24 protein-coding genes and 1 pseudogene are annotated in these 25,907 nt (G+C 53.6%); 11 read left to right on the forward strand and 14 right to left on the reverse strand.

The genetic code is table 11. From position 1 onward, the window contains the following. Positions 1-429: 429 nt before the first annotated feature. The 5 genes from GOW31_RS19725 to GOW31_RS19745 all read right to left on the reverse strand — a co-directional run bounded on the left by GOW31_RS19725 (position 430) and on the right by GOW31_RS19745 (position 6,431). Positions 430-1,683: a carbohydrate porin gene (locus GOW31_RS19725; protein ID WP_170568150.1), complete on the reverse strand. Its 1,254-nt coding sequence runs from the start codon at positions 1,681-1,683 to the stop codon at positions 430-432. Between the two features lie 76 nt (positions 1,684-1,759). Next, entirely contained in the window at positions 1,760-2,932 is a 1,173-nt protein-coding gene (locus GOW31_RS19730; protein WP_170568149.1) for a dipeptidase, read from the reverse strand. Positions 2,933-2,958: 26 nt separating this feature from the next. Then, a complete protein-coding gene (locus tag GOW31_RS19735; RefSeq protein ID WP_170568148.1) occupies positions 2,959-3,360 on the reverse strand; it encodes a hypothetical protein in 402 nt (133 codons plus the stop codon). A 119-nt stretch (positions 3,361-3,479) separates the two neighbouring features. Further along, positions 3,480-4,991, reverse strand: a complete 1,512-nt coding sequence (locus GOW31_RS19740; RefSeq protein WP_170568147.1) for an amidohydrolase family protein — start codon at positions 4,989-4,991, stop codon at positions 3,480-3,482. Positions 4,992-5,057: 66 nt separating this feature from the next. Next, positions 5,058-6,431, reverse strand: coding sequence for an amidohydrolase family protein (locus GOW31_RS19745; RefSeq protein ID WP_170568146.1), 1,374 nt, complete (start codon positions 6,429-6,431; stop codon positions 5,058-5,060). A 115-nt stretch (positions 6,432-6,546) separates the two neighbouring features. Here GOW31_RS19745 and GOW31_RS19750 point away from each other — a divergent pair, with 115 nt between their 5' ends. From GOW31_RS19750 to GOW31_RS19765, 4 genes are all read left to right on the forward strand, one after another. Further along, positions 6,547-7,575, forward strand: coding sequence for an AraC family transcriptional regulator (locus GOW31_RS19750; RefSeq protein ID WP_171172446.1), 1,029 nt, complete (start codon positions 6,547-6,549; stop codon positions 7,573-7,575). A gap of 574 nt (positions 7,576-8,149) precedes the next feature. After that, positions 8,150-10,120, forward strand: a complete 1,971-nt coding sequence (locus GOW31_RS19755; protein WP_171116954.1) for an alpha/beta hydrolase — start codon at positions 8,150-8,152, stop codon at positions 10,118-10,120. 27 nt (positions 10,121-10,147) lie between these two features. Continuing rightward, on the forward strand, positions 10,148-10,444 hold the full coding sequence (locus GOW31_RS19760) for a hypothetical protein (protein WP_170660744.1): 297 nt from the start codon (positions 10,148-10,150) through the stop codon (positions 10,442-10,444). A 51-nt stretch (positions 10,445-10,495) separates the two neighbouring features. Next, complete coding sequence (locus GOW31_RS19765) at positions 10,496-11,521, forward strand: hypothetical protein (protein ID WP_171172448.1); 1,026 nt, start codon at positions 10,496-10,498, stop codon at positions 11,519-11,521. A gap of 343 nt (positions 11,522-11,864) precedes the next feature. On the opposite strand, the gene GOW31_RS19770 is transcribed toward GOW31_RS19765, so the two are convergent. After that, positions 11,865-12,821 (reverse strand): AraC family transcriptional regulator, encoded by a 957-nt coding sequence (locus GOW31_RS19770; protein WP_170624377.1) that lies wholly within the window; start codon positions 12,819-12,821, stop codon positions 11,865-11,867. Between the two features lie 106 nt (positions 12,822-12,927). On the opposite strand from GOW31_RS19770, the gene GOW31_RS19775 reads away from it, so the two are divergent. From GOW31_RS19775 to GOW31_RS19785, 3 genes are read left to right on the forward strand one after another with little or no spacing between them, the layout of a single operon-like run. Then, positions 12,928-13,083 carry a hypothetical protein gene (locus GOW31_RS19775; RefSeq protein WP_170380012.1) on the forward strand — a complete coding sequence of 52 codons (156 nt, stop codon included), beginning with the start codon at positions 12,928-12,930 and terminating at the stop codon, positions 13,081-13,083. Positions 13,084-13,097: 14 nt separating this feature from the next. Continuing rightward, positions 13,098-14,771: a sulfatase-like hydrolase/transferase gene (locus GOW31_RS19780; protein WP_170477051.1), complete on the forward strand. Its 1,674-nt coding sequence runs from the start codon at positions 13,098-13,100 to the stop codon at positions 14,769-14,771. A gap of 47 nt (positions 14,772-14,818) precedes the next feature. Continuing rightward, the gene (locus GOW31_RS19785; protein WP_170592131.1) at positions 14,819-15,604 is read left to right on the forward strand and encodes a hypothetical protein; all 786 of its coding nucleotides are present in this window, start codon (positions 14,819-14,821) and stop codon (positions 15,602-15,604) included. A 701-nt stretch (positions 15,605-16,305) separates the two neighbouring features. On the opposite strand, the pseudogene GOW31_RS19790 reads toward GOW31_RS19785, so the two are convergent. From GOW31_RS19790 to GOW31_RS19800, 3 genes and pseudogenes are all read right to left on the reverse strand, one after another. Then, positions 16,306-16,731 (reverse strand): annotated as a pseudogene (locus tag GOW31_RS19790) (transposase); the annotation flags it as partial. Positions 16,732-16,960: 229 nt separating this feature from the next. After that, on the reverse strand, positions 16,961-17,188 hold the full coding sequence (locus GOW31_RS19795; RefSeq protein WP_171172450.1) for a DUF1127 domain-containing protein: 228 nt from the start codon (positions 17,186-17,188) through the stop codon (positions 16,961-16,963). Then, complete coding sequence (locus GOW31_RS19800) at positions 17,178-17,402, reverse strand: DUF1127 domain-containing protein (RefSeq protein WP_253282546.1); 225 nt, start codon at positions 17,400-17,402, stop codon at positions 17,178-17,180. The genes GOW31_RS19795 and GOW31_RS19800 overlap by 11 nt, the downstream gene beginning before the upstream one ends. A gap of 130 nt (positions 17,403-17,532) precedes the next feature. Between GOW31_RS19800 and GOW31_RS19805 the strand changes: the two genes are divergently transcribed. Then, complete coding sequence (locus GOW31_RS19805; RefSeq protein WP_171172452.1) at positions 17,533-18,444, forward strand: LysR family transcriptional regulator; 912 nt, start codon at positions 17,533-17,535, stop codon at positions 18,442-18,444. A gap of 464 nt (positions 18,445-18,908) precedes the next feature. Here the strand turns inward: GOW31_RS19805 and yghX are convergent, their stop codons facing one another. From yghX to GOW31_RS19830, 5 genes are all read right to left on the reverse strand, one after another. After that, the gene (gene yghX / locus GOW31_RS19810) at positions 18,909-19,796 is read right to left on the reverse strand and encodes a YghX family hydrolase (protein ID WP_171172454.1); all 888 of its coding nucleotides are present in this window, start codon (positions 19,794-19,796) and stop codon (positions 18,909-18,911) included. An 89-nt stretch (positions 19,797-19,885) separates the two neighbouring features. Continuing rightward, positions 19,886-21,409 carry a malonyl-CoA synthase gene (locus GOW31_RS19815; protein WP_171172456.1) on the reverse strand — a complete coding sequence of 508 codons (1,524 nt, stop codon included), beginning with the start codon at positions 21,407-21,409 and terminating at the stop codon, positions 19,886-19,888. Then, positions 21,406-22,704 (reverse strand): malonyl-CoA decarboxylase domain-containing protein, encoded by a 1,299-nt coding sequence (locus tag GOW31_RS19820; RefSeq protein ID WP_171172458.1) that lies wholly within the window; start codon positions 22,702-22,704, stop codon positions 21,406-21,408. The genes GOW31_RS19815 and GOW31_RS19820 overlap by 4 nt, the downstream gene beginning before the upstream one ends. Before the next feature lies 1 nt (position 22,705). After that, entirely contained in the window at positions 22,706-23,362 is a 657-nt protein-coding gene (locus tag GOW31_RS19825; protein ID WP_254441770.1) for a GntR family transcriptional regulator, read from the reverse strand. A 51-nt stretch (positions 23,363-23,413) separates the two neighbouring features. Then, the gene (locus GOW31_RS19830; protein ID WP_254441771.1) at positions 23,414-23,674 is read right to left on the reverse strand and encodes a YciI family protein; all 261 of its coding nucleotides are present in this window, start codon (positions 23,672-23,674) and stop codon (positions 23,414-23,416) included. On the opposite strand from GOW31_RS19830, the gene GOW31_RS19835 reads away from it, so the two are divergent. The 3 genes from GOW31_RS19835 to GOW31_RS19845 are packed head-to-tail and all read left to right on the forward strand — an operon-like array spanning position 23,620 to position 25,904. Further along, complete coding sequence (locus GOW31_RS19835) at positions 23,620-24,768, forward strand: fumarylacetoacetate hydrolase family protein (protein WP_254441772.1); 1,149 nt, start codon at positions 23,620-23,622, stop codon at positions 24,766-24,768. The genes GOW31_RS19830 and GOW31_RS19835 overlap by 55 nt on opposite strands. Continuing rightward, positions 24,765-25,430, forward strand: a complete 666-nt coding sequence (locus tag GOW31_RS19840) for a malonic semialdehyde reductase (protein WP_171172462.1) — start codon at positions 24,765-24,767, stop codon at positions 25,428-25,430. The genes GOW31_RS19835 and GOW31_RS19840 overlap by 4 nt, the downstream gene beginning before the upstream one ends. 12 nt (positions 25,431-25,442) lie before the next feature. Further along, complete coding sequence (locus GOW31_RS19845; protein ID WP_254441773.1) at positions 25,443-25,904, forward strand: OsmC family protein; 462 nt, start codon at positions 25,443-25,445, stop codon at positions 25,902-25,904. Positions 25,905-25,907: the final 3 nt, after the last annotated feature.

The following is a 25,907-nucleotide window of genomic DNA, read 5'->3' on the forward strand; positions in this document are numbered from 1 at the left end:
AGAGTACACCCAATTGTGATACACGGTGAGTTTTGTGAAATGCTCAAAAAAGTCAAACGATTGACTGCTTTGGGCTCGGTACGGCCATTCGCCGCTTTTCGCATCGGTGGCCGCTCGCAGCCCAAACTTGCCGCTGGAGGATAGGTTGCGAACGTCTGCTTTGCCCTCTCTCTCACTGAACTCGGGCTACGGTTGTGGTTTTGAGCACCGGGTTTCGAAAGGGAGTTACGCTACATTCGGCTTTCAACGCGAACCTGTGTTGCTAAAACTGTGACAAGCTTCTCGAAAACGGAGTTTTCAACTTTGTCAGAGAAGCCTTCCAATCATAATTAGCCTGCAACTCTGCATTGACTTGACGGGCGGGTTAATCAGCGGAAGCTGGCCTACAGAATACCAAGTATGAGGATGAGGTTTCGTGTTTTTTCTGTCTTATAAGTTGAATCTCAACCTCAGCCCGAACACCAGAGGATCATCATCGGTGAAGCCGGGATTGTTCAGATACTGGACATCTGCCGTAAGCGCGAGGTTGTCGGAAATATCTAAGCGATAAAACGCTTCGACGGTGGTTTGCGTGTCAAGGTTTTGATCGGATGGGTCGGCGACCGTCACGCCAAACCCGATCAAGTCGTCATAAAACCCGGGGCGCCACATGACCCCGGCGTTGACCGCACGTCTGGCAATCGGGGCATCGCCGTCGGACCAGCCAAGGCGACCGAACAGCATAATGCTTTCGTCAAGGGTCACATTGCCTGACAGCATCGCTCCGTGACTGCTGGGCACACCAGCGTCATCTCTGTCATCCACATGGAATACACCGAGATGAACATTGGTGAGGTATCGCTGGTCTCTGGCAGGCGTCCAGCCGATCTCACCGTAGGTGAAAAACTCCGAACCGCCGGGAAACCAGTCTACATCCGTCAATGATCCATTGGCATCGCTGACCAAGCCAAGCGCATAGATCTGATCTGTAAAGTAACCTCCGCCAGCAACGCCAAAGCCAGGATCGGGAATGGGAAGGACTGGACTGAACAGAATTGAAAAATTCGAAAAAGTCGTGCGCGGGTTCACGTAGCCAAGGATATCGGAATAGTCGCCGGGGTCAATGCGACCGGCCACGAAGCCTCCGTTGATCCCGGACAGGGCCTGCGACCAATACGCGACCGACAGTGTAGAGTCCGTGTCGCTGAATGTCGTTGCCGTGACACCGAGATACCCAATTTCGCCCGCGAGACTGCCCGGCGCGATATCCGTGCCCAAACGATGACGGTTTTCGAGGATAAAGACGAAACTGCCTGCATTGTCGGTCCCACGATTCAGCAATTCCCAGTTGCCAATGATCCGCGCCTGCCCCGAAGCGGCCTCGTCGGTGCCACTCAGGCTGTCTGAAGACTTCTGGTAGAGCGCTTGGTAGTCGAAGGACAAATTCAACCCAGTGCGTTTGGCAAAAGCCTCGCGCGACTGTTCGAGGGGATCGAAAAACCGATCCAGCCCCGGCAATCTGGAATCCTCAAGACGCCGGAGCCTGTCCTGCTCTAATTGCGCCTGAGCCGACGCTGGCCCCCCAAGCGATGCGGTGGCAGCCGCCTCCAACTGCCGTACCGTGCTGTTTTCTTGGGCTGACGCGCCCGAAGCGATGGCACCGGCAAATAAGAAAGCAACTATTTTGATGTGCTTCTTGGTCATACTCGTCCTTCGTTTAGGGCGGCAGCGGGTCATTCACGAATCAACCGGCCCGTGCGCGGCATATTTTCAAAGCGACCTACTCTCCCCAATTCGCTTCATAAAGGCGCATCAGATTGCCACCCATCAATCCGCGGATTTCGCTCTCGCTCCAACCGTGCTGTTCCTCCAGAACTCGGGAAACCGCCCATGCGTCGGCGGGCGGGGCCATCTGAGTTGGCAGACCATATCCCTGTTCCGGCGGGTACTTTTCGGGATTCCCAATAATTGGACCAAGTGCGACGGCATAGTTCTCGACATAATCGACGCCGAAGCAGGTTGCCTGTTTTCCGACAAGTTGACCGATGTAGTTGATATGCTTGGCAATGGCCTCCGGCGTAGCCTGAACTTGCCCATTCAGAAAGCCACCAAGGAAATTCACGCATACAACGCCACCGGTAGCAGCGACGGCTCGGATTGCTTCATCCGATACATTTCGAAGGTTCTCGTACAACGCGTACGAGTTGCTATGCGAAATCATCATCGGCTTGGTGGTAAGCTCTGCTGCTTCTATGCAAGTTTCCCATGAAGAGTGTGAGCAATCGACGATCATGCCAACACGGTTCATCTCGGCGACCACAGCTGCGCCCAGCTCGGTAACGCCCATGTCACTCGCCAAGGGGTCATTGTCGACCATACCAGCAGAATAGGGGCCGGTTTGATTGTACGAAAAATTCATCTGGCGGATTCCGAGATCCCAATAGCGCTGAACGTTCGCGATATCCTCGTCGAGCATATCCATGCTTTGCGAGTTCAGCATCACAGCAACAACGCCTGCCTCCTTGGCATCAATCAAATCCTGAACTGTCGTCGCCAGCGTGAAACGGTCAGAGTTTTCGTCAATCCACGCCTTCATGACATCAATCCGTTCGAGAACGGCGAGAGCACCTTCGGAGCCGTTGGATATCGTTGTGCTGAACGCAGCGTATCCATACTCCTCGTAATGATTGGCAAGGCTCTCCCAATCCTTGAGCAGGAAGTCGATACTCTCGAACCCGGGCGAGCCGACCGCAAGCGCATCGATCATTAGGGCGTCGACATACCGCTCCCGATATGCCAAATCGCCCTGCCTCGCCTCATCCCCGCGGGGATCAGCCATTTCCACAAGTTTCTCGATACGCGCGGCGATTTCCTCTTCGCTTGGCGGTGCTTGTGCAAAAACCGGACCGCTCAAAACCACCGCTGCAAGAGCAAGTTTGGTAACCTTTTTCATGCTTTCATCTCCTTTTTCACGACCCGTTACTTCAGATCATCCTGCGCTTTGATCTCAGGTACGCGGGACAACGCTTCGGCCATGTCCGCGCTGCTCATCAGTTCGATCATCTGGTAGTCATCGAGCAGCCCATCCCCAAGACGGCTGACGTAAAACGCCTGAATGAACGTGGGATCGTCAGGTAGCGAAACGGTGATGTAGTTTTTCCCGTTTCCGAGGCCCCAGTAGTAACTGAGAAGCTCCCCGCCAAGCGCCTCAATTCCACCTTTGACGCTAGCTGCGCGATCACCTGGATTTGCGATCTGCATTTCCCACGCGGCACTGTTGGACGTGCCGATGAAGAGAAATGTGCGCATGTTTTGGCTGTCTTCTGCATTGACCAATGTGGCGTATCCCGCCAGAAGAGCGCCCAGCATAAGATGTTTCATTGTGCGTCCTTTCAATGCTGAGCCTGCGGCGAGACGAAACAGGCTACTGTTTGGATGCTCGCGCCAAAAAAGGCGCGATCCGGCGCAGGCATAGGCAGAGTACAAAAAACCTCTGCTTATCACTCCAGCGTGTTCTTGTAGATCACGCCGTCTTTCATGATCATTCGAATGCTTGGGACATCCTGCCCGCGTGGCGGCGCATCAAACCATGTGTCCACCGCGCCGATGGCCGAGATGTCTTCAAGTGGGTTCCCGTCTACGATCAGAATGTCGGCGTAGGCGCCTTCTTCGATCACACCAAGCTTGCCTTCAGGGTAAGGGTTTCCTCGCCCGGTCAGCGCCGCCAGTTCGCCACCATTTGAGGTCATCATCTGCAATGCCCAGAGGTTGCCAAACTCACGCGCGACAAACGCCTTCGTAAAATCCATTGACTGGCGATAAGGGACACCCGTGAGAAGCACGTAATCGGAATCGAACACCATCTTCGGCTTGTATTTTTTTACAAGATCCATCAGCTGCTTGCTGTTTTCCCGCAACCACAGAAACTTCGCCGTCGGCGGGAAAGTCGGGTCCTGATGCATCGGGTGTTCCAGAGCTTCGGGCGCAAGCGCAGTCAGGTTGGGCGAAAAGAACGCCTCTTTTTCGACCAGCTTCTGCATCGTCGGTTCGGTAATGGTCAGGCCGTGGTCTACCACTTTGACACCAAGATCGAGCGCACGGGACAGGTCGCTGTCCATAAATACGTGCATAGCGACGTATGAGTCCATATCGCCTGCAACCTCTACTGCAGCAGAAATCTCTTCGTTTGTGAAAGCAGACTGATATATCGGGTCCTTGATCGATGTCACGCCACCGCTGACCATGATCTTGAGATAGTTTGCCCCTAAAGCAAAATTCCTCCTCGCACCCTGAAGCACCTCGGCGGGCCCGTCCACCAATCTGGTGATCTCCAGTCGCTCAAGATTGCTCTCGTTCTTGCGCTGACCAGCGATACCCCAGTCGCCGTGTCCGCCCGTTTGGCTAAGGCATGCGCCGGAGGAATAAATTCTTGGGCCGGGAAGTGATCCTTCATCAATAACCGCTCTCAGCCCACCATGAGCGCCGCACATATCGCGAACCGTTGTAAAGCCCATCGCCAACATTTCCTGCGCGAATGCGGCAGCACGTGCGCCAATCTCTTCCCATGTGGTGTCCTGAAGCCCCGGGATAGTCCCGTTCTTGTACATGTTCACATGCACATGGCTGTCGATAAGTCCAGGCATGAGCGTACGACCGTCTCCGTCAATGACGGTCACATCCACTTCTTTGGTCTCGATGCCGCGTTCCGTTTGAACGGTGAAGGAGTAGCCGTCGATGCCGCCGACTGGATCAGGCAACCGCTTGGATCCCCCGGTGCGCACATCGACTTCCCACTTCCCGCCCTCAGGAATGTCAGCGTCAATCTTGTGAATCTTGTTGCCTACCACGAGCACGTCGACGTCCTTGAGTCCGTCATTCACTCCATCAAAAACCATCACATTCTTGAAGAGTGTAACAGGGGGGATGTCACCTGTGGCCTCTTGTGCAAAAGCCGCGCTTGTTGTGAGAGCCAGTGCGCTCGCCATCATTGTAGATTTGCCGAGGTATTTCATAGGCTTCCTTTCCCTTCCGCTATCGGGGTGCGCGGGGTGCCGAGGTTAATTCACCCCGCGCGACACTCAATCGAGTGTATTCTTGTAAATCACGCCGTTTTTCATGATGATTTTCAGATTGGCGTCCGGCTCGGCCAGCAGCAGGATGTCCTCCAGCGGGTTGCCATCGACCAGCAGAAGATCGGCATAGGCACCTTCCTCGACCACGCCGAGGGGGCCGTCTTGATACGGGTTGTTCAAGCCGGTCAGTTGGTTCATGCGGGCGCCGTTCGACGTTGCGATGCGCAGAATGTCATATGCGCTGAAACCCGCTTCGTGCAGATATCCGATTTCGTCGTTCATCTTCTTGTCCTGCTCAAGCGTCTGATCCCAGTTGTTCACAAGGTCTGTGCCCAGTGTGTAGAGATCAATCATGCCCGGCGTCGTCTGGATCACTTCGATCATATTGGCCGCAGCATCCCGCACACTTTTCCATTTCACGAAGGACGCTGGCGTGTAAAAGGCTTCCGCTTGTTCGGTGGTCACCGAGTAGACCGGGGCCACCGCCGTCGCGAACATGATCTGCTTTTCGACCATGATCTCGGCAGCCTCCTTGGTTAGGAACGGGATGTGTTCAATCGTCTTGGCACCATTGTCGATGCAGTTGCGGATCGCCTGTTCGGTGAACACATGGCAGGTGACATAGGTGCCCCACTGCGCGGCCGTTTTGACCGCCATCTGAATCTCGTCAGCCTGATACTGAAGTGAGTGCAGCGGATCGAACTCTGACGTAACCCCGCCGCTGACCATGATCTTGATCTGGGTTGCCCCGCGACGCAGGTTTTCACGCACAGCCATTCGGATTTGCTCAGGTCCGTCGGCGATAAAGCTCATGTCCGTTTCGACCCAATGCGACGGCCCCTGACCCGACAATGTGGGATGCCGGTCGTTTAGTTTGCGGAAATCAGCATGGCCGGATGTCTGGGTGATAAACGCTTCCGAGGAATAGATACGTGGGCCCGGAAACATTCCGGTGTCAATTATGCGGGCGATGGATTTGGCCGGTCCTCCAAGGTCGCGCACGGTTGTGAACCCGTTCATGAGAATGCGCTGGGACCGGATCGTGGCGACGCCGCCAAGATGAAAGGGCGTGATATTCTGGCGTAACCCGTCGCTGAGCGGATTGAATACTGTAAGATGCACGTGCTGGTCATGCATACCCGGCATCAACGTGCGCCCACCGCCGTCGATGATCTGGACATTCGCTACAGCCAGAGGCTCGGTCGAAACTTCGGCAATCAGGTTGTCAACCACCAGAACATTGGCATTTTCGATCCGCTCTTCGTTCACGCCGTCAAAGACATGCACGTTGGTGAAGAGGATCGGAAAGCTTTCCTCTTGAGCAAATGAATATGTTGCGACCGCTGAAAGAAAAGTGGCGACCGTTAAACTTTTGAACATTTTGGAGTTCCTTCGTGGCAATGCACTGCTCTGCACGATTGTATCTTTGCGTGTGGCGCTCAGACTGTCATTAGCATTGTGGTTGAAATGCATAAAAAAATGCTCGAAAATGCGAATGAAAAAATTAAACTGTGAGTGTTCGGGTCGACAAATGAAACTCCCAACTGTTGAATGCTCGATGGCGCAACCTTTTGTGTCCCTTGCCCTCAGCCATGGCCTTGAAGTTGACAAATTTCTTGAGCCATCCGGCCTCAGTCTGAAGGACGTGCAGCGCGGCGAAGCGTTCATGGCAGGGCAGCATTGGTACGATCTGATCGACAATTTCGCGAAGGCATTGAGTAACCCGCATTTGGGGTTTGACGTCGGTGCGAATGCGGCTCTCAAGACATTGCCCAACCTGTCGATCCTTGAAACTCAAAGCGCGTCGCTCGGTGACCTTTTGATATCGCTAGTTGTGGACGTGGGCAGGATTTCGTCCATGGCGACCTACAATCTCGAGACCGACGGTCATGTCGCCAGGTTAGATGCAAAACGCACATTCAAGCCATCTTCTCCACCTGGCCAAGTCGACGGCTATTATCTGGGATTTATGGTTCGACTAGTTCGATCCGTCTGCGGTCCCGACTGGGATTCCAAAAAGCTACATTTCTGGGTTTGCAAACCTGATTGCATACCTGATTGGCAGAAAAAGGAGATTTCGGTACGCCAGACCAATCGCTTGGGCGCTCGCATCGAGTTTCCAGCGAACTGGTTGCTGCTTCGGTCCGGGGGTGGGCAAAGCCAGAATCTCCCGGAGAACGTCACAGGCGCCGACGACTTTCTTCAGCAAACCCGCGATTTGCTTGAACTGCATCTCGACAAGCAACCTGCCACCCTAAACTGGTTTGCCGAGTTGTATTCGCAAAGCCCCGACCGTTTGAAACGCACCTTCCGAGCCAATGGTACAAGCTTCAAAGCAGAACTGGAAAGATGTCGGGCGAAGCGAGCGAAGACATTGCTTGTAAACAGCCAACTTTCGATAAAAGAAATTGGTGAAAGTGTTGGGCTTCTGGACCAACCCAGTTTTCACAGGAGTTTCAAGCGATGGACCGGGATGACTCCGAATGAATTCAAGAAACGCAATCAGATATGCAACTCTGACTGATCGTTAAGCTAAAGATTACCGCTCCAAGATTCATAAGCGACGACGCAAGTCCCAACTTACTGCAGGCGTTGGCTCGCTTCGGATATCCGGCGTTTTTCCGTGGGACTTCAACGCCGCGAAAAGCGTAAAGACTCGGCCATACCGACTCAACAGGCTTCTCACGGGCGTTTCGGATATGGGCTGATACGGCCCCCGCAGCTTTCAAACGATCCAACAAATACGCTAAGCCCGCGAACGAAGCGCACTTCTGGAAAGCGGTCATTGATCAAATGGTGGCTTTGTCCGCAAAGTGGCCGTTCATGCCAAGTGAAGCGAACGACTGCTCTGAGCCCAAAGCAGACCTTCAATTCCAAGCAAGGTGACTTCCGAGATGCTGACAAAGCTGTCGTTGGTTGTTTAGTTTTCGATCTGCGGATTCTACAGGGTGGTGCCCTTTGCAAAGATGCTCTGACACAACCTCTCAATCCGTAGTGTTTGGATTTGAAGCGACGGAAGGACAACTCTCAATCGCTTCGCAAATGCAGTCCACTGATCTAAGGTTATAGAAAAATCAACAGCCTCATGTGGTGTGACCATGAATCCCGAACAAATATTTGCCGTCCTGTCTGCTTTGCTTGGAGAGCCTTCTGATCCGACGGCTTTTGAAGCTCAATTCGTGGGTGGAGCCGACACGCGCTATCCGGTCGAAATCACTCCGTGCTCGCGCCCCGTGGTCCCTGATGAGATTGACGGAGAAACTGTAATCTGCGGTATCGTGGCAGTACCTGAGGACCACAGAGATGCTCAAAGCAGGACCCTGGACCTGAGCTTCATCGTTTTCAAGGCTCATTCGCTGGCACCCGTGGCAGACCCGGTTGTCTACCTTCACGGGGGACCGGGCGGCGGTTCAGTTGAATCTGTGCGCTCGCTCAGTCTGTTTTTTGACCATTTGCGGGGGCGAAGGGACGTCGTGGCGTTCGATCAACGCGGCGTCGATGCAAGTGCCCCGGATATGGATTGCTTCGGGACTCTGGCAAAAAATCTGGAGCCAATCGTCGATCAGTTGGGCGGGGCTGACCTACCTCAGCTGGAGACGGCACTTGTTCGCGACTGCATTTCGGAATTGACCGAACGAGGCTTCGATCTTCCGCAGTTCAACACGACCCAAAATGCTTTAGATGTGCGAGCTGTTATGTCGGCTCTTGGCTACGCTGAGTACAACATTTATGGCGTTTCATATGGCACCAAGCTCGCGCTAGAAGTCATGCGCTCTGCGCCAGCGGGTGTGCGTGCGGTCGTTTTAGACAGCGTCGCCCCACCCCAAATCGCGCTTTACGACACTCTGTTCGTCCCACACACCGAGGCCATTTTTAATACGTTTGCACCGTGTGAAGCGGATCCTGTCTGTGCGGAGGCGTATCCCGATATAACGCAGCGGTATTTTAACCTCCTTGAAGACTTAGAGGCACGTCCATTGGAGGCTGCGGGGATCGAGATATCCGGGCAAATGCTTTTCAGCATTTTTTCCGGCAGAAACGATTGGTCCGACCCAACGATCCGGGGCTTCACCACTTACGCGCCCGCACTGGTCAGAGAGCTTGAGGACGGAACGGTCGACCTCATCACACAAATCATCAACGGTGACCTTCCACCCCAGCCCTCCGCAGAAACGTTGTTGGCGGGTACGTTGGACCTGAGCGCCGATGAAAAGGCTCTGGCGCAAGCTGCAATCAACGCCATGTCGCAAATGGAAATTGCTTCCGACACTGCGTCCTCGGCTTTGGAGCAACTTGAAGCGGATCGCGACCGAGATCTAGAACCGGCCTCCTTGGGAGAGTTCTTTGACGATGCTCTTGAAGATGCTCTGGCCGGGTTGCCTGATCGAGCGGATCGTTTGGCGTTTGCGCAAGACTATCTAAACCTACGGTTTGAAACGCCGCGTGCTGGAGCGTTGCTGGACCTAGTCCGCGCCCATTTCAATGAAGCGACAGCAGGACGGTTGGCCTCATTGATCGCTTTGCTCGGCCCCGAAGATGTCGAGCGCGTTTTCAACTTGATCGCAACAGATAACGCAGCTTTGCAAACCATTATGGAGGGTGAATTCGAGCTATTGCTCTACGCTTGCCAGGAAGATTTTGTGGACGGTTTCAACTCAGCGGCGGGATTTGGCGCTTTGGTAGCAGAGTTGGGCTACGGTCCATTGATGACAGCGGCTCTAGCTGAAATTCCGAGCCTATTTGCAGATTGCAGTGAGTTCACACCAATACCTCGAGACAACTATCTTGAACCCGTGCTTTCCGACATCGCGGTACTGGTCCTGTCTGGTGAGATTGACACACAGACCGCATCTTCCTGGGGTGGGCTAGCGGCAGACACTTTGCACAACAGTCAGTCGTTCCTGTTCCCGGAAACAGGGCACGGGGCCCTTGTTTTCAGCCAATGCGCCCGCGATATTGGTGAAGCGTTTCTGGAAAACCCCGGGGCAGGCATCGATAGCACATGCGTCTCGGATCTAAGGCTACCGTATTTGATGCCGGACGGCAGCTTGCATAGTGTCGAGAATTGAAGACTGCGTAAGCAAATGGAGACTCCAATGAAGGCCCTGATCACAGCAACGATTTTGGCGGTTGGCTTTGCATCGTCTGCCCATGCATTTGATCGTCAAACGACTGACGCGCTTCAACTGTGCCACGACTATTTGTGGGATGTACCCAAATATGCTGACCTGCCAAACGCCGCGATTTCCGTATTTCCGGGCATTTTGAACGATCAAAGTATCGTCGTTTTCTGGAATGTGTATTGGGACGACCCAACAGTGCGCGCAGCTGGTAACTGCACGATCATTGACGGCGCGGTGAAGGGTTTTGAAGATTATCTGGCGCAGGAATAGGACAAGACCCTTGCCGTCTTTTGCAAAAACGTGGCGCGGGTCGGAGACTTTATGAAGCGGTCAGCGTTTCTCTGGCTAGCGGCTGCTCTTCTTATAGCGGCGGGCACGACCTGGCTTGTATCTCGCCCTTTTTTACGGATTGAAACACTCAGAGACTTGGCGGAGGCAGTACCGCCTGAACCGGCGCTCCTGAACGCATCAGAGTTGGAGCAACGCCTTCTGGCAGTCGGCCTTCACCCGACCGGTCTGCTAAGCGATCTCGGCGTCGATGACCACCTGGCTCGGCTGGAAGCCGACAAGGTCGACGCAGCTACACTGAGCGCGTATGCCGATGCCATAGGCGAATTGTCGGCAGTCAGCGCGGATCGCGGTCAAGCCTTGCCGCCGACGCTTTGGGATGTGAGCACGCCAGCGCTTCGTGAGGCGGGCTGGACTGTATACACACTCACCGAAGCAATGGCATCAGATGCCGGAGCAATTCACGTCGCACTTCTATCTGATGCTTACGCGGCTTTTCTCGAGCGCAAGCCCAATGCATTGGAAGGCGCATTGGCGCTGCTGCCGCTTTCCCGTAACTATGTCGAAACGCTGCCAGAGAGTGCGCGAGCAGAGCGTGAACGCCATGCCAAGACAGAGGGACAGGCCACTCTGTTGATCTGGCAAGCTCTGTTATCAGGCACAAGCAGGTACAATCCCTTAACGCACCGCCCCCTGTGGAGCCACGGCTACATCGGCCACTTTAGTGTGCCGCACATCCATCAATATGCAACGGGCGAAGGCCTAACCGCGAGCCAGGTTTGGGGAGTTGACGGGTTCAATCCCGCGTTCGTCGGCCCCCCTACCAATAGCAACCAAGTGGAACATTTGGGCATTAGCGCATTGCTACAGGGCGTGGCGCATGTGCCGGGCGCAGTCTTAGCCGCCACTGAAGCATTCGAAGTCGTCGTCGATCACGATGACCCAGCCGCTGCCCAAGCGGATAGGGCATTGAACGACGTCGTGAGAACAGTACTTCTCCCCCGCATGGAGGAAGATCCGAACGCGCTGGTCTCTGTATTGACTAAAGCACTCCAATAGCGTTGCCACTTTGTAAGGTGGACTTTGATGCCGTTCGCCGCATTATCGAGATAGTCTGTTTCTTTACCCTGGGCGGCAGTCCGGAAGCGGACATTCGAAGTAGGTGCAGCAATCTGCTGGTTTGGGCTCAATTCAGTCGACCTTCGCTGCTTCCCGTGCCTATGACTGGAGGCAGCCCGAAGCGGACCTACAAAATCCGACTTTGCAATTCTCGTGTTGCGGACAAGTTAGGCCGCGTACCGCCAAGGTCTCAGCGTCGCTAGCCACTGAACTCTGACAGTGGCTCCGCAACTACAATTGCTTAACACAAACTTTGCGCCAAAGACTGTTGCCAAGCTCTGTTTCAGTTCACTTTGCCTGACAACGTTTGTGTCGGCAGTTGTCCAAAGAGTGCTCTGTAGTCTCGCGCGAACTGACCCATGTGCCAAAATCCGTAAGCGTTTGCGATGTCCGATATACTCTCCTCTGGCGAGCAGGACACCAGTTCATGGCGCACAGCACCGAGACGGGCTCTTAGATAAAACTGCTTGGGGCTCACCCCATATGTTTCCTGAAACGCGCGACGAAGAGTGCATGCAGATACCTGAATATCTGCACATACTTCACCGATTGAAACGTTATCCATCAAATGGGCCCGCATGAACTCAACGGCTTGTTGTGCTAAACGGGTTCTATTTTTACTGTTTCGCCGATCACTCCATTCTTCGCCTACCACCAGCATTTCCAGAAGCTCAAAGATCATATCACTCTCTTCACTATCAGAGCTTGGTCCGGCCGCTGATCCAATTAGAAAGCGCGCTTTGTTTTTGACTAAGGAATGAAGCTTTCCAGCGTCGCTAACGAAAGATCTTAAAGCGTCATTTCGCACGGTGCTGATATCAAGACCGCAATCGTCGGCGATCCGTTGAGCCCTTCGGATGTTGATGCCAAAGGTCAGGCCTGTGAGCGTTGAATTGCTCACGCCTTCAAAAGGGTCTCCGCTACCAAAATTCATCAGAGCGGTGTCTGAGGGTGAGCCGTTAAGCCAAGTCCGTACACTCCCTTTGTCTGGTAAGCCAAACGCTAGAATGTCAGGGCGAGAAACACCAGTTTGGTACACAGCCTTATCAAACGACAAATCAATCATTTGAAGGTCAAGACCTGCCCAAACGGATACCGAAGAGTTCATAGTTCCCTCCTCAATTTGGCGTAGCTCAACATCCCATTGGGACAGCTCGCGGAATTGCGAAGGGTCCTGCAAAAAAAGTGTGTTTGGGGCGCAAGTTTTTTTGGGGGCTGATCGTTTTTTGATGTCGTCCATTCCGCCCCGCAGGTAGTTTTCATGAAATGTTATTCGAATATGTAGGCTTGGACAATTGCAAGACAAAGCAGACAAATCGAGAGGGAAGAGGTTCGGACGCCCATCGTTGCCTGACGATACTGCGCGCACCGAACGCGTCGTAACGCTGCTAACCAAAAGCGAAAAAGAGTTGTTGCGCTCACAGGCTGAAGACAGCGAACTCTCCCTTTCAACCTTTTGCCATCATCTGATCCTTGAAGGTCTGAAAACAAGTAAATCATGAAACAGGGGTATCTCATGAAATCAAAACTGTTCCTCTCAGCGCTGGTCTTTACCGGCTCCGCTATCACGGCGGCAGCTCAGGACAGCAATATCGTGCATGATGCGGAATACTATGTCCTGAAGCAGCAAAACGAAGCCGTTTGGGTCGAGAACGACGCACAGGTTGACCAACTGCTGGCCGATTTTCGTGAGAAAAACGGAGGGAACCCTCCAAACATCTTCTACATCCTTATTGACGATATGGGTTTTGGCGACATGGGTATGCCCGAGATGAACGCGATACGCGGGTATTCGACGCCCAATATCAACGCGCTCGCAGAGGAAAGCATGCGGTTTGCGCGCATGTATACCGAGCCGTCCTGCACACCGTCGCGGGTCGCCTTCATGACGGGTCGCCAGCCGTATCGCAATGGGATGGGCGATACCGCCGTCGATATTTCAGGTTTTGGCCTTGCCGATGAAGAAGTCACAATTGCCGAAGTTCTGAAATCCGTAGGCTACAACACCTCGCATGTTGGCAAATGGCACATGGGCGACATTCAGGAATCCTGGCCTACTTATCAGGGCTTTGACTACGCCGCGTTCCCCATCCATCAGCAGGGCCAGTTGGCCATCTTCAACGAAGATGCAGCCAAGGAAGAAATCACCATGGCCATAGGGGAAGACAACTACAACTCCAAATACACGCTGGATGATTGGTTTCGCCCTGATCCGGGACACATGATTACCGGCCTCGAAGCTGTTATTGGCGGGGAGGTCCGCGAAGTCCATATGGAACCGGGTGAGAAATGGACCCAGGACAAATATAATGAAATGAACATCCGCTATCAGGCACAGGCGATGGAACAGTTGCGCCTGCTAGCAGAACGGGATGAACCGTTCTTCCTGCAATACTGGCCGCTTGTCCCTCTGTCGACAACGCGCACGACGAGAGAGGCGTTCACGACACCCAACGGCGGTACATTCGTTGAAAGCATGGAAGAGCTGGATGAATGGATCGGGGTCATTCTGAACGAAGTCGATGCGCTGGGGCTTAGGGACAATACCCTGATCGTTTTGATGGGCGACAACGGTCACTTCACCAAATATGCCCCCGGCAGTGGGTTTTCGCCGCTGGTCTTCCGGGGCGGCAAGGCCGATACGTCTGAAGGAGGCGTTCGGGTGGATGCGTTCGCCCGCCTGCCCGGCTTGATCGAGGGAGACTCGATTGTATCTGACATTATTCATATCTCTGATTTGTTCACGTCAATTGCGCGTATCGGCGGAGCGATGGATGCCATCCCCCGCGACCGGATCATTGACGGTGTCGATCAGACGTCCCTGATGTTTATTGGCGATACGCATGGGCGCAGGGATCATGTACTGATCTACTCGATCAATTCGCTGAAAGAGGTGGTAAAGGAACACATCAAACTCAAAGTTCCGGCCAAAGGTGAAAATGCTATCGTGGCCAAGTTCTACAACCTGTTCCGCGACCCCCGCGAAGAACAGAGCGTATCGACCGAGATCGGAGCATGGGCTGGACATGAGTTTAACCGCATTATTGCCCGCCACCTGAAATTTAAGGAAATGTACCCCGATCAACCGGCCGCGACTGGACGTCCCTATGAAGGTATCGTGAACCTTCGTCCTGAAACCGTCGCAGCGGTGGATGCCTTTGTCGCCAAGCGGGACATTCAGCCCGACTAAAGGGTGAAGCTGATAAGAGTAATGCAAGCCCCGCATCAGATAATGATATGCTTGATGTGGGGCTTGGCATCCACAACAAAAATTCTGGAAACAATATGAAAATCCAAGCGCTTGTCCTTGCATTGGCGACTGGCATTGTTGCGGCCCCAGCAATCGCCGATGAAAACGCTTCAAACCCTTTGGCCGCAGTTAATAACACGGACATCCGGTATCAGTATTTTGATTTGGGCAACGGTGCTGACAAGCAGGACGCCTTTATAGATGGCGCATACATGCTGCGGCCTGATCTGAAACTGAAATATGAGTTGCACTACAACTCAACGGATGTGACTGGAACTCGGTTCACTGACTTCGAGAAATTGAGCCTCAAAGCGATCTATTTCCCTTCTCAGAGACCGCTCAACGAAACGTGGGCCATCAAGTCGGCCATTGGTCTGGAGTGGATTCTGGACTTTGGCGACCCGGAAAAAGGGATCGGAACCGGGTCCGATCAAATTGCGCCTTTTGGCGGGTTCGCCTTTGCAAACACAAAATCAGGGCTGACGCTGATCCCACTGCTCCAGCATTTTGCTTCATACAATGGCCCGACGGACATAAACCAAACCGCGATGCGGTTGATTGCGCTACAACCGTTTGGCGATGGGTACTGGGCCAAGGCTGACATCAAAGCACCATATGACTGGGAGAACGATGCTTGGCCAGCGACCGCTGAGTTCCAGATTGGCAAGAACCTCAGTCCTGGCATCGCAATTTATGCTGATTTCCTAATCGGTATAGGTTCCGACCGCCCCTACGATAAAGGTGCCGGCTTGGGTTTGCGTTTCAACTACTAGTCCACCCACACCCAACCTCGGCGAAGATCATCTATGTCACAGTCCAGAACTCTGTTCAGCCATTTGTATTCTGCGCCTATCTTGACCCTTCCTGGAACTGCCTTGAGCCAATCCCTGCCCGCGCCGGGTTGGTAGGAAATAAATTGGCGTCACTCGCGCCGCATCATTCTATCTGGTCGCTCCGCTCTGAACTCGGGGAAGATCAATAGTCTCTAGGCGATCCGCTGAGATGGATTTGAACCTTGAAACTGAATCCGTTGTTCGCGCTTCTAATCCCCAACCAGCGATGCTTAGGCCCAGAGTTCTGAGAAAAGAGACTTCTATTACGATCTGTACCCAAGACTTTGCAAAGTCCGCTGTCTGCGCAGAGCGGTCATTAGAGCTTCGCGCGACGGCGAACTGGAGTTTGGTTCCACAGAGCTGCCTTAGGGGAATGCAAACCCGCAGCGATTTAGTTTCCAATAGGAGAGTAGATTGGAACAAGTGAGCGCCACTACAACGACGTTCTCCTGATAATTTACATTATGGTAGATATATCAGCACTACTGACCTAAATCCAAGCCTCTAAGCACTCTGATTGACCAGCTCTGGGCTATCGTTTTACAAATTTGAGTTTCCTGTGAGCGTACGGCCGTGCCGGCGAACAAACGACTGCATACGGCTCGGTGTTATCGTTGTCTACTGTTAGCATGATTGGCCGGTCGCAGCCCCTCTCGTCGCCAAAGTCGTTCAATTCGCCCATCGCTGACAGACCATCCAGCCCCTCTCAGCAGTGCAGTGATCCTGCGATAGCCATATCGGCCGTATTGACGGGTCAGCGCGATCATGTCGGCGACCAACCTGTATTCGCCTGTGCGACCTTGTGGGACACGCGGTTGTATGGACAGGTGTTGTCCAAGCACGCGGCAGGCGCGTCTCAGCCGCTCGTTCTCTTTCTGAAGCCGCTTCAGTTCTTTCAACTGATCTCCGCCCATTCCGCGGTACTTCTTTCGCCAGCGGTAATAGGTTTGTTCAACAACGCCAACCTGTCTGATCGCATCGAAGCGGGACATGTCTTGCCCCATCAGAACTTCAACCTGCCGTAACTTCGAGACAATCTCTTCGGGCCTCGGTCGCTTGTTTGCCATTCGTAGTCCTCCGTTTCCTAAACATAACGGTGGACCAGTTCAGTTGGGGAGGCTCAACTGCTGCTTGTCAGGTTGGTTTGGGCCAGCACTTTCGGGAGGAGTTGAAAATGCTGGCCCGTGCGTTGGCGCTCCCTGTTGGTTTTTTCGCCACCGCTCATGCTGGCTTACTCTGGGAGGAGCGAGAACCAGCATTTTTCGTGTAAGCTTTTGGACCTGAGGGCTCGCTTACCTATTCGTCAGCCATCAATTTTCCGGCATATTCCGGGATCTCAGATCGCGAAATTCCGATTTGGGAGAGTTGGTAATCGCTCATATTTGAAAGCGCAGAGAGCATCCGGGCCATTTTCAGTGCCTTCAAGGCAGCTTTTGCCGTGGGTCTAATCCACGCCAAGAAGCTGATTGATAGGGCAATGGCGTGACCACGATCTGTACCAGCCGTTTGGGTGTTAGCAGCCATATGCAGCCTCCATAGCAAGTCTTTTGATGCTACTGCGCGGAATGCCCAGATCTATTAAGTCACGGTCAGATAGCACCGAGAGCTCATAATACGTTGCGCGATAAACCCTGCGTTTGGCCTGTGCCTTTCGCATTGCATCCAGCTTTCGATGAAAGAACGTGCGGCCAGCTTCGAAAACGACATCCAGCCCGCTGTTTGATCGAGTAATTGCCATGATATTGCCTCGTCTATTGCTGCAATGCAGTATCTATGCTGCAATGCAGAGATAAGGGTATTTGGTAGCGCTCACAATTCGACAATTTGGCAAAGGCCCCATGCCATATTGGAACAGCAAAGGTCATGACATGGACATTTCTGCGCAAATGCTAATCTTTGCGACGGTTGTCGAGCAGGGCAGTATCTCTGCGGCTGCAAGATCAATGGGGCAGACCCCATCGGCAGTAAGTAAGCAAATCGGATTACTTGAAGATCAGGTGCACTACCGCCTTCTTAATCGCACCAGAACGGGTGTTTCTCCGACGCGAGAAGGTCAAGATTTCTATGAAAAATGCAAAGCAATGGCTGATAAATTCAACGAAGCCAAGGCGATGATCCACAGCTTTGACGGTGTCCCACGCGGAGAACTCAGGATCGCATCCACTGTTGCATTCGGTAAGTCCCAACTGATTCCTGCCTTGCCAGAGTTCATGAAAGAGAACCCTGAGGTTCAAATATCTTTGGATCTGACCGACCGAGAAATTGATCTTCGGAGTGAAGGGTTCGATGCGGCGATCTGCTTTGCAGAACAACGCAAGAATCCAGATTTGGTCATTAGGCGCATTATGCAGAGTCGAAGGGTACTATGTGCCTCACCTGAATACCTTGAGCGTTGTGGAACACCGTCGAATTTTGCCGAATTGGCTGAGCACAATTGCTTGAGAGTTGCTGGGAGAAGCCAACGGAACGCTTGGAACAGCATCGAACCGAACGCAGGCGAAAAATTTGAAGCAACGGGTAGCTTTGAGGGGAACAGTACCGATGTCGTCTTTCGAGCCGCTCTGGCTGGTATCGGGATCGCACGTTTGCCCTGCTATATGGCAAACAGGAAATTTCGCTCCGGCAAACTTGTCCACGTCATGCCGGAGTATGCACCACCCAGCACAGATATTGTCGTAATGTTCGCCGAAAGGCGGAATCTGGCACCAAAAACCCGCGCGTTTGTGGATTATCTCGCGCGGCGGTTTCGGGCTTTCGAAGAAAACCAAATGAACAGCTAGCTAAGAATAAAAACGATCGCAGTAGTCCAAGTTAATCCGATCCCATTCGCTGTGAGTGATTAAAAGTCTAGCTGAAATTTGAAGAGAACTGACGGGGTTCCTAGATCAAAAGTATGGCATTGGTCGGTAAATGCAGCATTGGTCATTTCGGTCTCCGAGCAGCCTTTCTCCGAACACGCTATCAGTGGCTGATATCAGCAGCATTAAAGTGATTTTGCGTTTAACCCGCAGATGATCTGAACACTTAACGATGGATCGCTTCAACTAAAATCGCTTCGGCAATATCCTCCCATCCTTTCGACTCTATAAAAACATCCAATAGTAGGGATAGCGGACCAAGACCTTGTCGCAGAACCTCTAACTGCGAAGTTCAAGTTACTGTAGCTTCTAAGGTCTTGGCCAAGATGGGCCGAGGATTTAACGAAAAGATATCAACGCATGACTGGCTTGGTAGCTTGTACCAATTACTTCAGATAGGTGTTGAACCAATCAATTGTGCGGTCCCAGGCTAGGTTTGCCATTTCCTCGTCATAACGAGGCGTACTGTCGTTATGGAAACCGTGGTTGGCATTTTCGTAGATGTAGGCTTCGTATACCTTTCCGTTGGATTGCAGAGCGGCTTCAAAATCCGGCCAACCTGCGTTGATGCGCTCATCAAGCTCTCCCATCTGAATCAGCAACGGTGCCTGAATTTTGGCTACATCCTCAACTGCTGGCTGGCGACCATAGAATGGCACGCCCGCGGCCAATTCGGGGTAGGCCACGGCAATTGCGCTGACCACACCGCCGCCGTAGCAGAAACCCACAGCACCGACCTTTCCAGTACAATCATCTCGGTTCAACAGGTATTCAAACCCATTGAAGAAATCGTTCATCAACTCGACACGGTCCACTGTCTTTTGCAACTCGCGCCCATCGGCGTCGTTGCCCGGGTAGCCGCCAACCGATGTCAGACCGTCGGGGGCCAACGCCATAAATCCGGCTTTTGCCAACCTGCGCGCCACATCCTCGATGTAAGGATTCAAACCGCGGTTTTCGTGGATCACCAGCACCCCGGGCAGGGGCTCTTCAACGCCAGCAGGTCGGACAAGGTATCCGCGAACATCACCGGTTCCATTCGGTGAAGCATAGGTGATGTAGTCCGCGTGGATATCGGGATCGTTGAACGACACTTGCTGAGCCATCGCGTAGTTCGGGCTGAGCATGTTCAGCAGCGCGACCGCTGTCACGCCGCCGACCGCGAACTTGCCTGCGCGGTCCAGGAATTGGCGCTTGGTGATCTTGCCGTGCGCGTAAAAGTCATACAGGTCCAGAAGTTCCTGGTCGAAGTCTTTTGCCGTCATGCGAGTCATTGTGGATCTCCTGATGAGTTTGGCAGTTTGAAGGGTGGGTAGTATCCGATCTGAAGGTCTTGATTTGATTGAGCGTCTGGCTGGGCTTCCTAAGATAACGCCGGTGACCGTTCCTTGTTCGCGTACCGTTCGCGCAGCGCGTTCTTTTGAACTTTTCCCATAGTGTTTCGCGGCAGCTCCTGGACGAGTTCGTAGCGGCGAGGATGTTTGAATCGCGACAGCTTGTTTCTGATGATCGACTCGATCTGTTCCACCTGAAGCTGTGATCCGGGCTCAGCAACCAGAGTGGCTATGATCGCTTCGCCGAAGTCTCTATCGGGGATTCCGAAAACGGCTGATTCCAAAACGCCATCGATGTCGTTCAGGACGTCTTCAATTTCCTTGGGGTAGACATTGTACCCGCCGGTGATGATCAGATCCTTCGACCGACCCACAATCGACAGGTAGCCATCTTCGCTGTACCGGCCCAGATCTCCGGTGATGAAAAACTCATTCTCTCGAAGCTCCTCGGCGGTTTTTTCGGGCATCTGCCAATATCCTTTAAAAACATTGGGTCCGCGCACTTCGATCATTCCCACCTCGCCCTGGGGCAATGGTTCTCCGGTTTCGGGGTTAGTCACAATCACCTCGGTGCCGGGCAGAGCCATGCCAACGGTTCCCGCGCGGCGTTCGCCATCATAGGGGTTCGAGGTGTTCATGTTCGTTTCGGTCATGCCATAGCGCTCGAGGATGCGGTGGCCTGTGCGCACTTCAAACGCCTGATGGGTTTCTGCCAGCAATGGGGCTGAACCGGAAATGAACAGGCGCATGCCCCGAGTGATCTGTTTGGTGAAACCGTCAACTTCCAGCAATCTGGTGTAGAAAGTTGGGACACCCATTAAAAGGGTCGACTTGGGCATTTCCTCCACGATCGCGCTTACGTCGAACTTTTCCATCAGCCGAACTTTGGCACCGGCGAGCAGCGACGTATTCATCGCTACGAAAAGTCCGTGCGTGTGAAAGATCGGCAGCGCGTGAATCAAGCGGTCGTCGCTTGTGATGCCCCACAAATCCACGAGAGTTTGGGCATTAGACAAAAGGTTCTGATGGCTCAGCATTGCGCCCTTAGAACGACCAGTGGTTCCCGACGTGTAAAGCAGGGCTGCAAGGTCGTCCGGGGCGCGATCCACGGTTTCAAACTCGTGGGGTTGTGCGTCAGCCTCGCGGCTCAGACTCGAAGTGTCGCCGCCGAGGGTCAGCAGCTTTGCGCCAAAGCGGGTCGCCAGTTTTCCGATCTCAGTTTCGTTGGTGCTGTCGCTGACGATCATGGCAGGTTGGGCATCGGCGATGAAATAGTCCAACTCTGCCAACGTGTAGGCGGTATTAAGCGGCAGGTAGACTGCGCCCGCCTGAACCGCAGCAGCGTATAGCGCCAGTGTATCAGCTAGCTTTCGGGCCTGCACAACGATGCGGTCTCCTGGGGAAACTCCGCTGGTCCGCAAAACATGCGCGATCCGTGCGGCGCGTTTCAGAAACGCGTCATATGACACTACCTGTCCGTCATCGAGTTGCAGGAACGGAGCATTGTTTCCCGCGTGGTGGGAAAACAAGCTGTCGTAGAGAGTGTTGGTCACGCCGTATTTTCCTCTGGTCTGGCCGCAAGTGCTGCGGTTGAAGCCGCGCGCACGGAACGCGAGGCTTCGATTGTGGCATGTGCCGCAAATTCTTCGTGGTGGCGCTCTGTCTTTTTCAAATCGTAGAGGTAGTTGACCATTGCGCCACCAGATTGGGATCGTCCGTTCTGCGACAGGTCGGCCTCGGCATGCAGCTCGTGAAGCTCGGCGCCATTGCCCAAGTGAAAGCGGGCCACGGGATCCAGCGGCATCCCATCTTCGCGCTTGGCGAATAACAGGTATCGGGCGGCCATCGCCCGCACGTCCTGCGCAGAGGCTGTTCCCGCAAGTACGGCTTTGGCGGCATGGCCATGCTCGGGGTGCCCTGTTTCGCCAGCCACCCACCGGTTCATACCCGGTATTGGGGACAAGGTCACAAATGTATCGAGGCCCGGAAGCTCTCGCGAGAGTTCCGTCACAACCTGTTTGATCAACAGGTTTCCAAAGCTGATGCCCGTTAGACCCTTCTGGCAGTTTGAAATGGAGTAGAACGCTGCGACTTTTGCCTGTTCGGGTTCGATCGGTTCTCGGACTTGGGACAAAAGCACATCAATCGCGTTCGGAATTTCAGCCGTCAAAGCAACTTCGACAAAAATCAGCGGCTCATCCGGCATTGAGGGATGAAAAAACGCAAAACAGCGACGGTCGGGCGGGTAAAGCCTGCGCCGCAAATCGTCTAGATCGTTAATCTGATGGACCGCCTCATACGCCACGATCTTGTCCAGAACGCGGGCTGGTGTATCCCAACTGATTTGTTTGAGGACAAGAAAACCCCGGTTGAACCAGCTTCGCAGCAAATGCACGAAATCTATGTCTGTGCGCCTGAGTTCGGGGTTGGATTTGAGAAAACGCAACAGGTTAACGCGCATTGCCACAAGCTCTTGCGTCGCGCCGGAGGGTTGATTCAGCCGGCGCAGCAATTCTTGCCGTCGGGGTTCGGCGGCCTCGCTAAGCCTTTTAAAAAGATCGACGCTTCTATCTTTGGCATAGCGGCGCGCCGTTTCAGAAAGCTGATCCGCGTCCAACTCAAGCTGGTCATTCAAATAGGCGAAGAAGTCCAGTTTTTCCGTGTCGTCCAACGTCTGGTATCGATCCAATATCGTGGATGCGAGCACGAAACCCGATACTTCACCTTCTGCAGACAAGAGTGCTTCACACAGCTCTGATATGGATCGCTTGTCGTCTTTGCCTCGCTTCTTGCCGGGGCGGTCGAACAACTGATCAAGCAGATCGCCCAGAAACCAGTTCCGCTGCATTTCAGGGCTCCATCTGGCTGCTGAGGTATTCGCCCGTCCGACGATAGTGATCGATCAGGTGCCGGGTTGCGCTGTCTGCGTCGTGAATTAATGCGGCGTCCAGGATCTGCTGATGCTCGGCGGCTATATCCCGCTTTTTGTAGCTTGAACCTCCGGCCGCCAAATAACGGTAGCGAATGTTAAGATCGTAAAGTTGCGAACAATACCGCAACAGTAAAGGAAGCCTCGCATTGTCCAACAAGGCCATATGAAATGCCTTGTGTGCGTCTTCAAAGTCGTGTGCCCCTTTTTGGCCCGCCTTTTTCATATGGTGGTGACGCAAAACGAGCCTATCCTCCCAAGCTGAGTCTGCATTGGTGATGGACGCGCGCAACGCGGTTTCTTCAAGATTGCATCGCAACAGAAGGATTTCCTCGAAGTTGCACTTGCTCACCGGTGCCGCCCTGAAGCCGCGCTGGTCAATTCGTTCCACCAGCATGTCCGATGTCAAAAGGCTTAGTGCCTCGCGAACCGGGCTTGCGCCTGTGTCCAGCAGCCCGCGGAGCTGCTCGATCTTGAGCTTTTGACCGGGAGGCAGCTCGCCAGTCAGGATCATTTCGCGGAGCCTTCGATACGCACCATGAGTGGCGGAAGTCTCTTTGCCCTCGGTATCAAGCATGGCGTCCATATCTGACGGTTCCTCTTTCGCGGCAAAATCTCTGGAGTGCTTTTAGCTAAGTGCACTCATTCCAGTTGACAGACCAACTGAAAGGTTCAGCGAGCCTTCGTTTATCATCCATCTGCGCAGAACAAAGCTGCGTGCCCCACTTTTGTGCATGGGATCCTCCTCGGCCAGTTTTCGGGCGACTTCAAGACTGTCGGCGCGGTAGATGATCAGACCCAGACCTTGCATATGCTCTCCTGTTTCATCCGACATTGGTCCAGCAAAAGCGAGCTTCCCCGAACGTTCAAGTTGCGCCTGATATGCCAAGTGATCTGGAAGCGAAGCCTTTACATCTTCCGGTGCCTTGGCCGGCGTGCTGTGTGCAACGTAAAGCTCCAAAGCAAGAGCGCCACGGCTTTTTGCTTCTGATTTATAGTCTGACCAAGCAACCATCGGCGCTCTCCAAAATATCGATATTATTTGACATATTGCAAAATAGTCGGCAAAAATCAAGCGAACTGACATGGATGGTGAAAATGAAATACCTGGTGGGAGAGACTTCGGAAGGCACAGCGGTTTTTGCTGTAAACGGAGAAAACGCAGTGAATCTAACGGCTTTGGACCCTGCCGTTGGTCCCGATCTGATGGGGCTGATCTGCACGCCTGGACTGGTCGATTCGCTTTCTGAAAAAATCGTCGCTTCAGAAAGCGTGCCTGTCTCCTCTGTCACGCCAGCGCTGCCCGTAGCATCTCCCGGCACGATCATTTGCATGGGATTGAATTATACGGACCACATCAAAGAGGGGGGGTACGACATCCCAAAGTATCCTGCTCTGTTCATGCGCGGGAAAAACTCGATCATGGCCGCCGGTCAGCCGATGGTTCGCCCGTCCTGCTCGGAACAACTGGATTACGAGGCAGAGCTGATGCTGATCGTCGGAAAGGGCGGTCGCCATATTTCGGAAAAGAACGCATTGGATCATGTGTTCGGCTACACCGTGTTCAACGACGGGTCTGTAAGAAACTACCAGCGCAAGACGCACCAGTGGACGCCGGGAAAAAACTTCGATGACACTGGTGCGATCGGGCCGTTTACCGTGACACCAGACGAGCTGCCTGAAGGGGCATCCGGCCTTAAAATCGAAAGCCGTGTGGGCGACGAAATCCTTCAAAGCTCGAACACTGCCAACATGATCTGGGGCGTTCGTCAAGTCATTGCGACGATTTCGGAATATACTACTTTGGAGCCGGGGGATCTGATTGCGCTAGGTACACCGCCGGGTGTCGGGCACGCCAAAAAGCCCAATCCCCGTTGGTTGAAGCCCGGCGAAACCGTTGAGGTCGAGATTGAGGGCATCGGCGTCTGCGCCAGCCCGATTGTCGACGAAAAGGATGCCAAGTCCAAGGTGGCTGCAGCATGAGCGCACTAACCGGAGCAGAACTGGAGGCACTTCGCGCCAAGGCGCAGCAAGATCACCGCGATCTGCGCGAGCGCATTCCACGCTTGTCGGATGACGCGATCGCCTTGATCCTGCGCGAATCCAGATCGCACTACGCGTGGACCAACAAGCCTGTTTCTGACGGCATTCTTGAAGAGATCTACGACATCACGATCAACGGCGCGACCAGCATGAATACGTTGCCCGCGCGCTTCGTTTTCGTGAAAAGTCCCGAAGGGAAAGAGCGGCTTGCAAAGTCTTTAAAGCCGAAGAATGTGCCAAAGATGATGGATGCTCCGGTCACGGCGATCATTGCTTATGACATGGACTTCTGGAAGGAACTGCCCTTTCTTTTCCCGCACGAAGACCGTCGGCCATTGTTCGAAAACAAGCCTGACTACGTGGCAGACACGGCCTTTCGAAATGGCACGCTTCAGGGCGCTTACTTCATGATTGCGGCCCGGGCTGTCGGGTTGGACGTCGGCGCCATGTCAGGTTTTTCGAACAAGATCGTCGATGAGGAGTTCTTCGCGGGCACGACGCTCAAGTCCAATTTTCTTTGCAATCTGGGCTATGCGGACGAAACCGGATTGTTCCAGAAGCTTCCACGTTTTTCATTCGAAAAGGTTTGCTCGTATGCATGAGGAGGTGACGCTATGGCTATGAAAGTGAAACCCGTCGTGACTTACCGTACGACAGCTCAATGCCCGACTCATGCGCGGACTGAGATACCGATTCGCGATCTTGATGTTGTTGTCGATGAACCCGTAGAACGCGGCGGGACAAATCTTGGGCCGTCTCCGACCGAAACCGCAATGGCAGCCCTGATCGCCTGTACCAACGTCATCGGGCACAAAAATGCGCACCGTTTGGGAATTGATCTAGGCAAAGTGACAATCGACGCGAAATGCAGGTTGGACCGGCGCGGTGTCCTAATGGAGGAGGAGATTGAAGTTCCGTTTCCGGAAATTGAACTCACCGTGAATTGTGAAACCCCCGCCAGTCAGGAGGAGCTGACACGCGTGGGTGAGGAGACAGCCAAATATTGCGCCATCGCAAAACTGTTTGAAGCGGCAGGCACCGACCTGACCGTCAACTGGGTCAAAGCAAACAAATAAAAA

Source organism: Ruegeria sp. HKCCA0370, from assembly GCF_013033705.1.
Classification (GTDB): Bacteria; Pseudomonadota; Alphaproteobacteria; order Rhodobacterales; family Rhodobacteraceae; genus Ruegeria.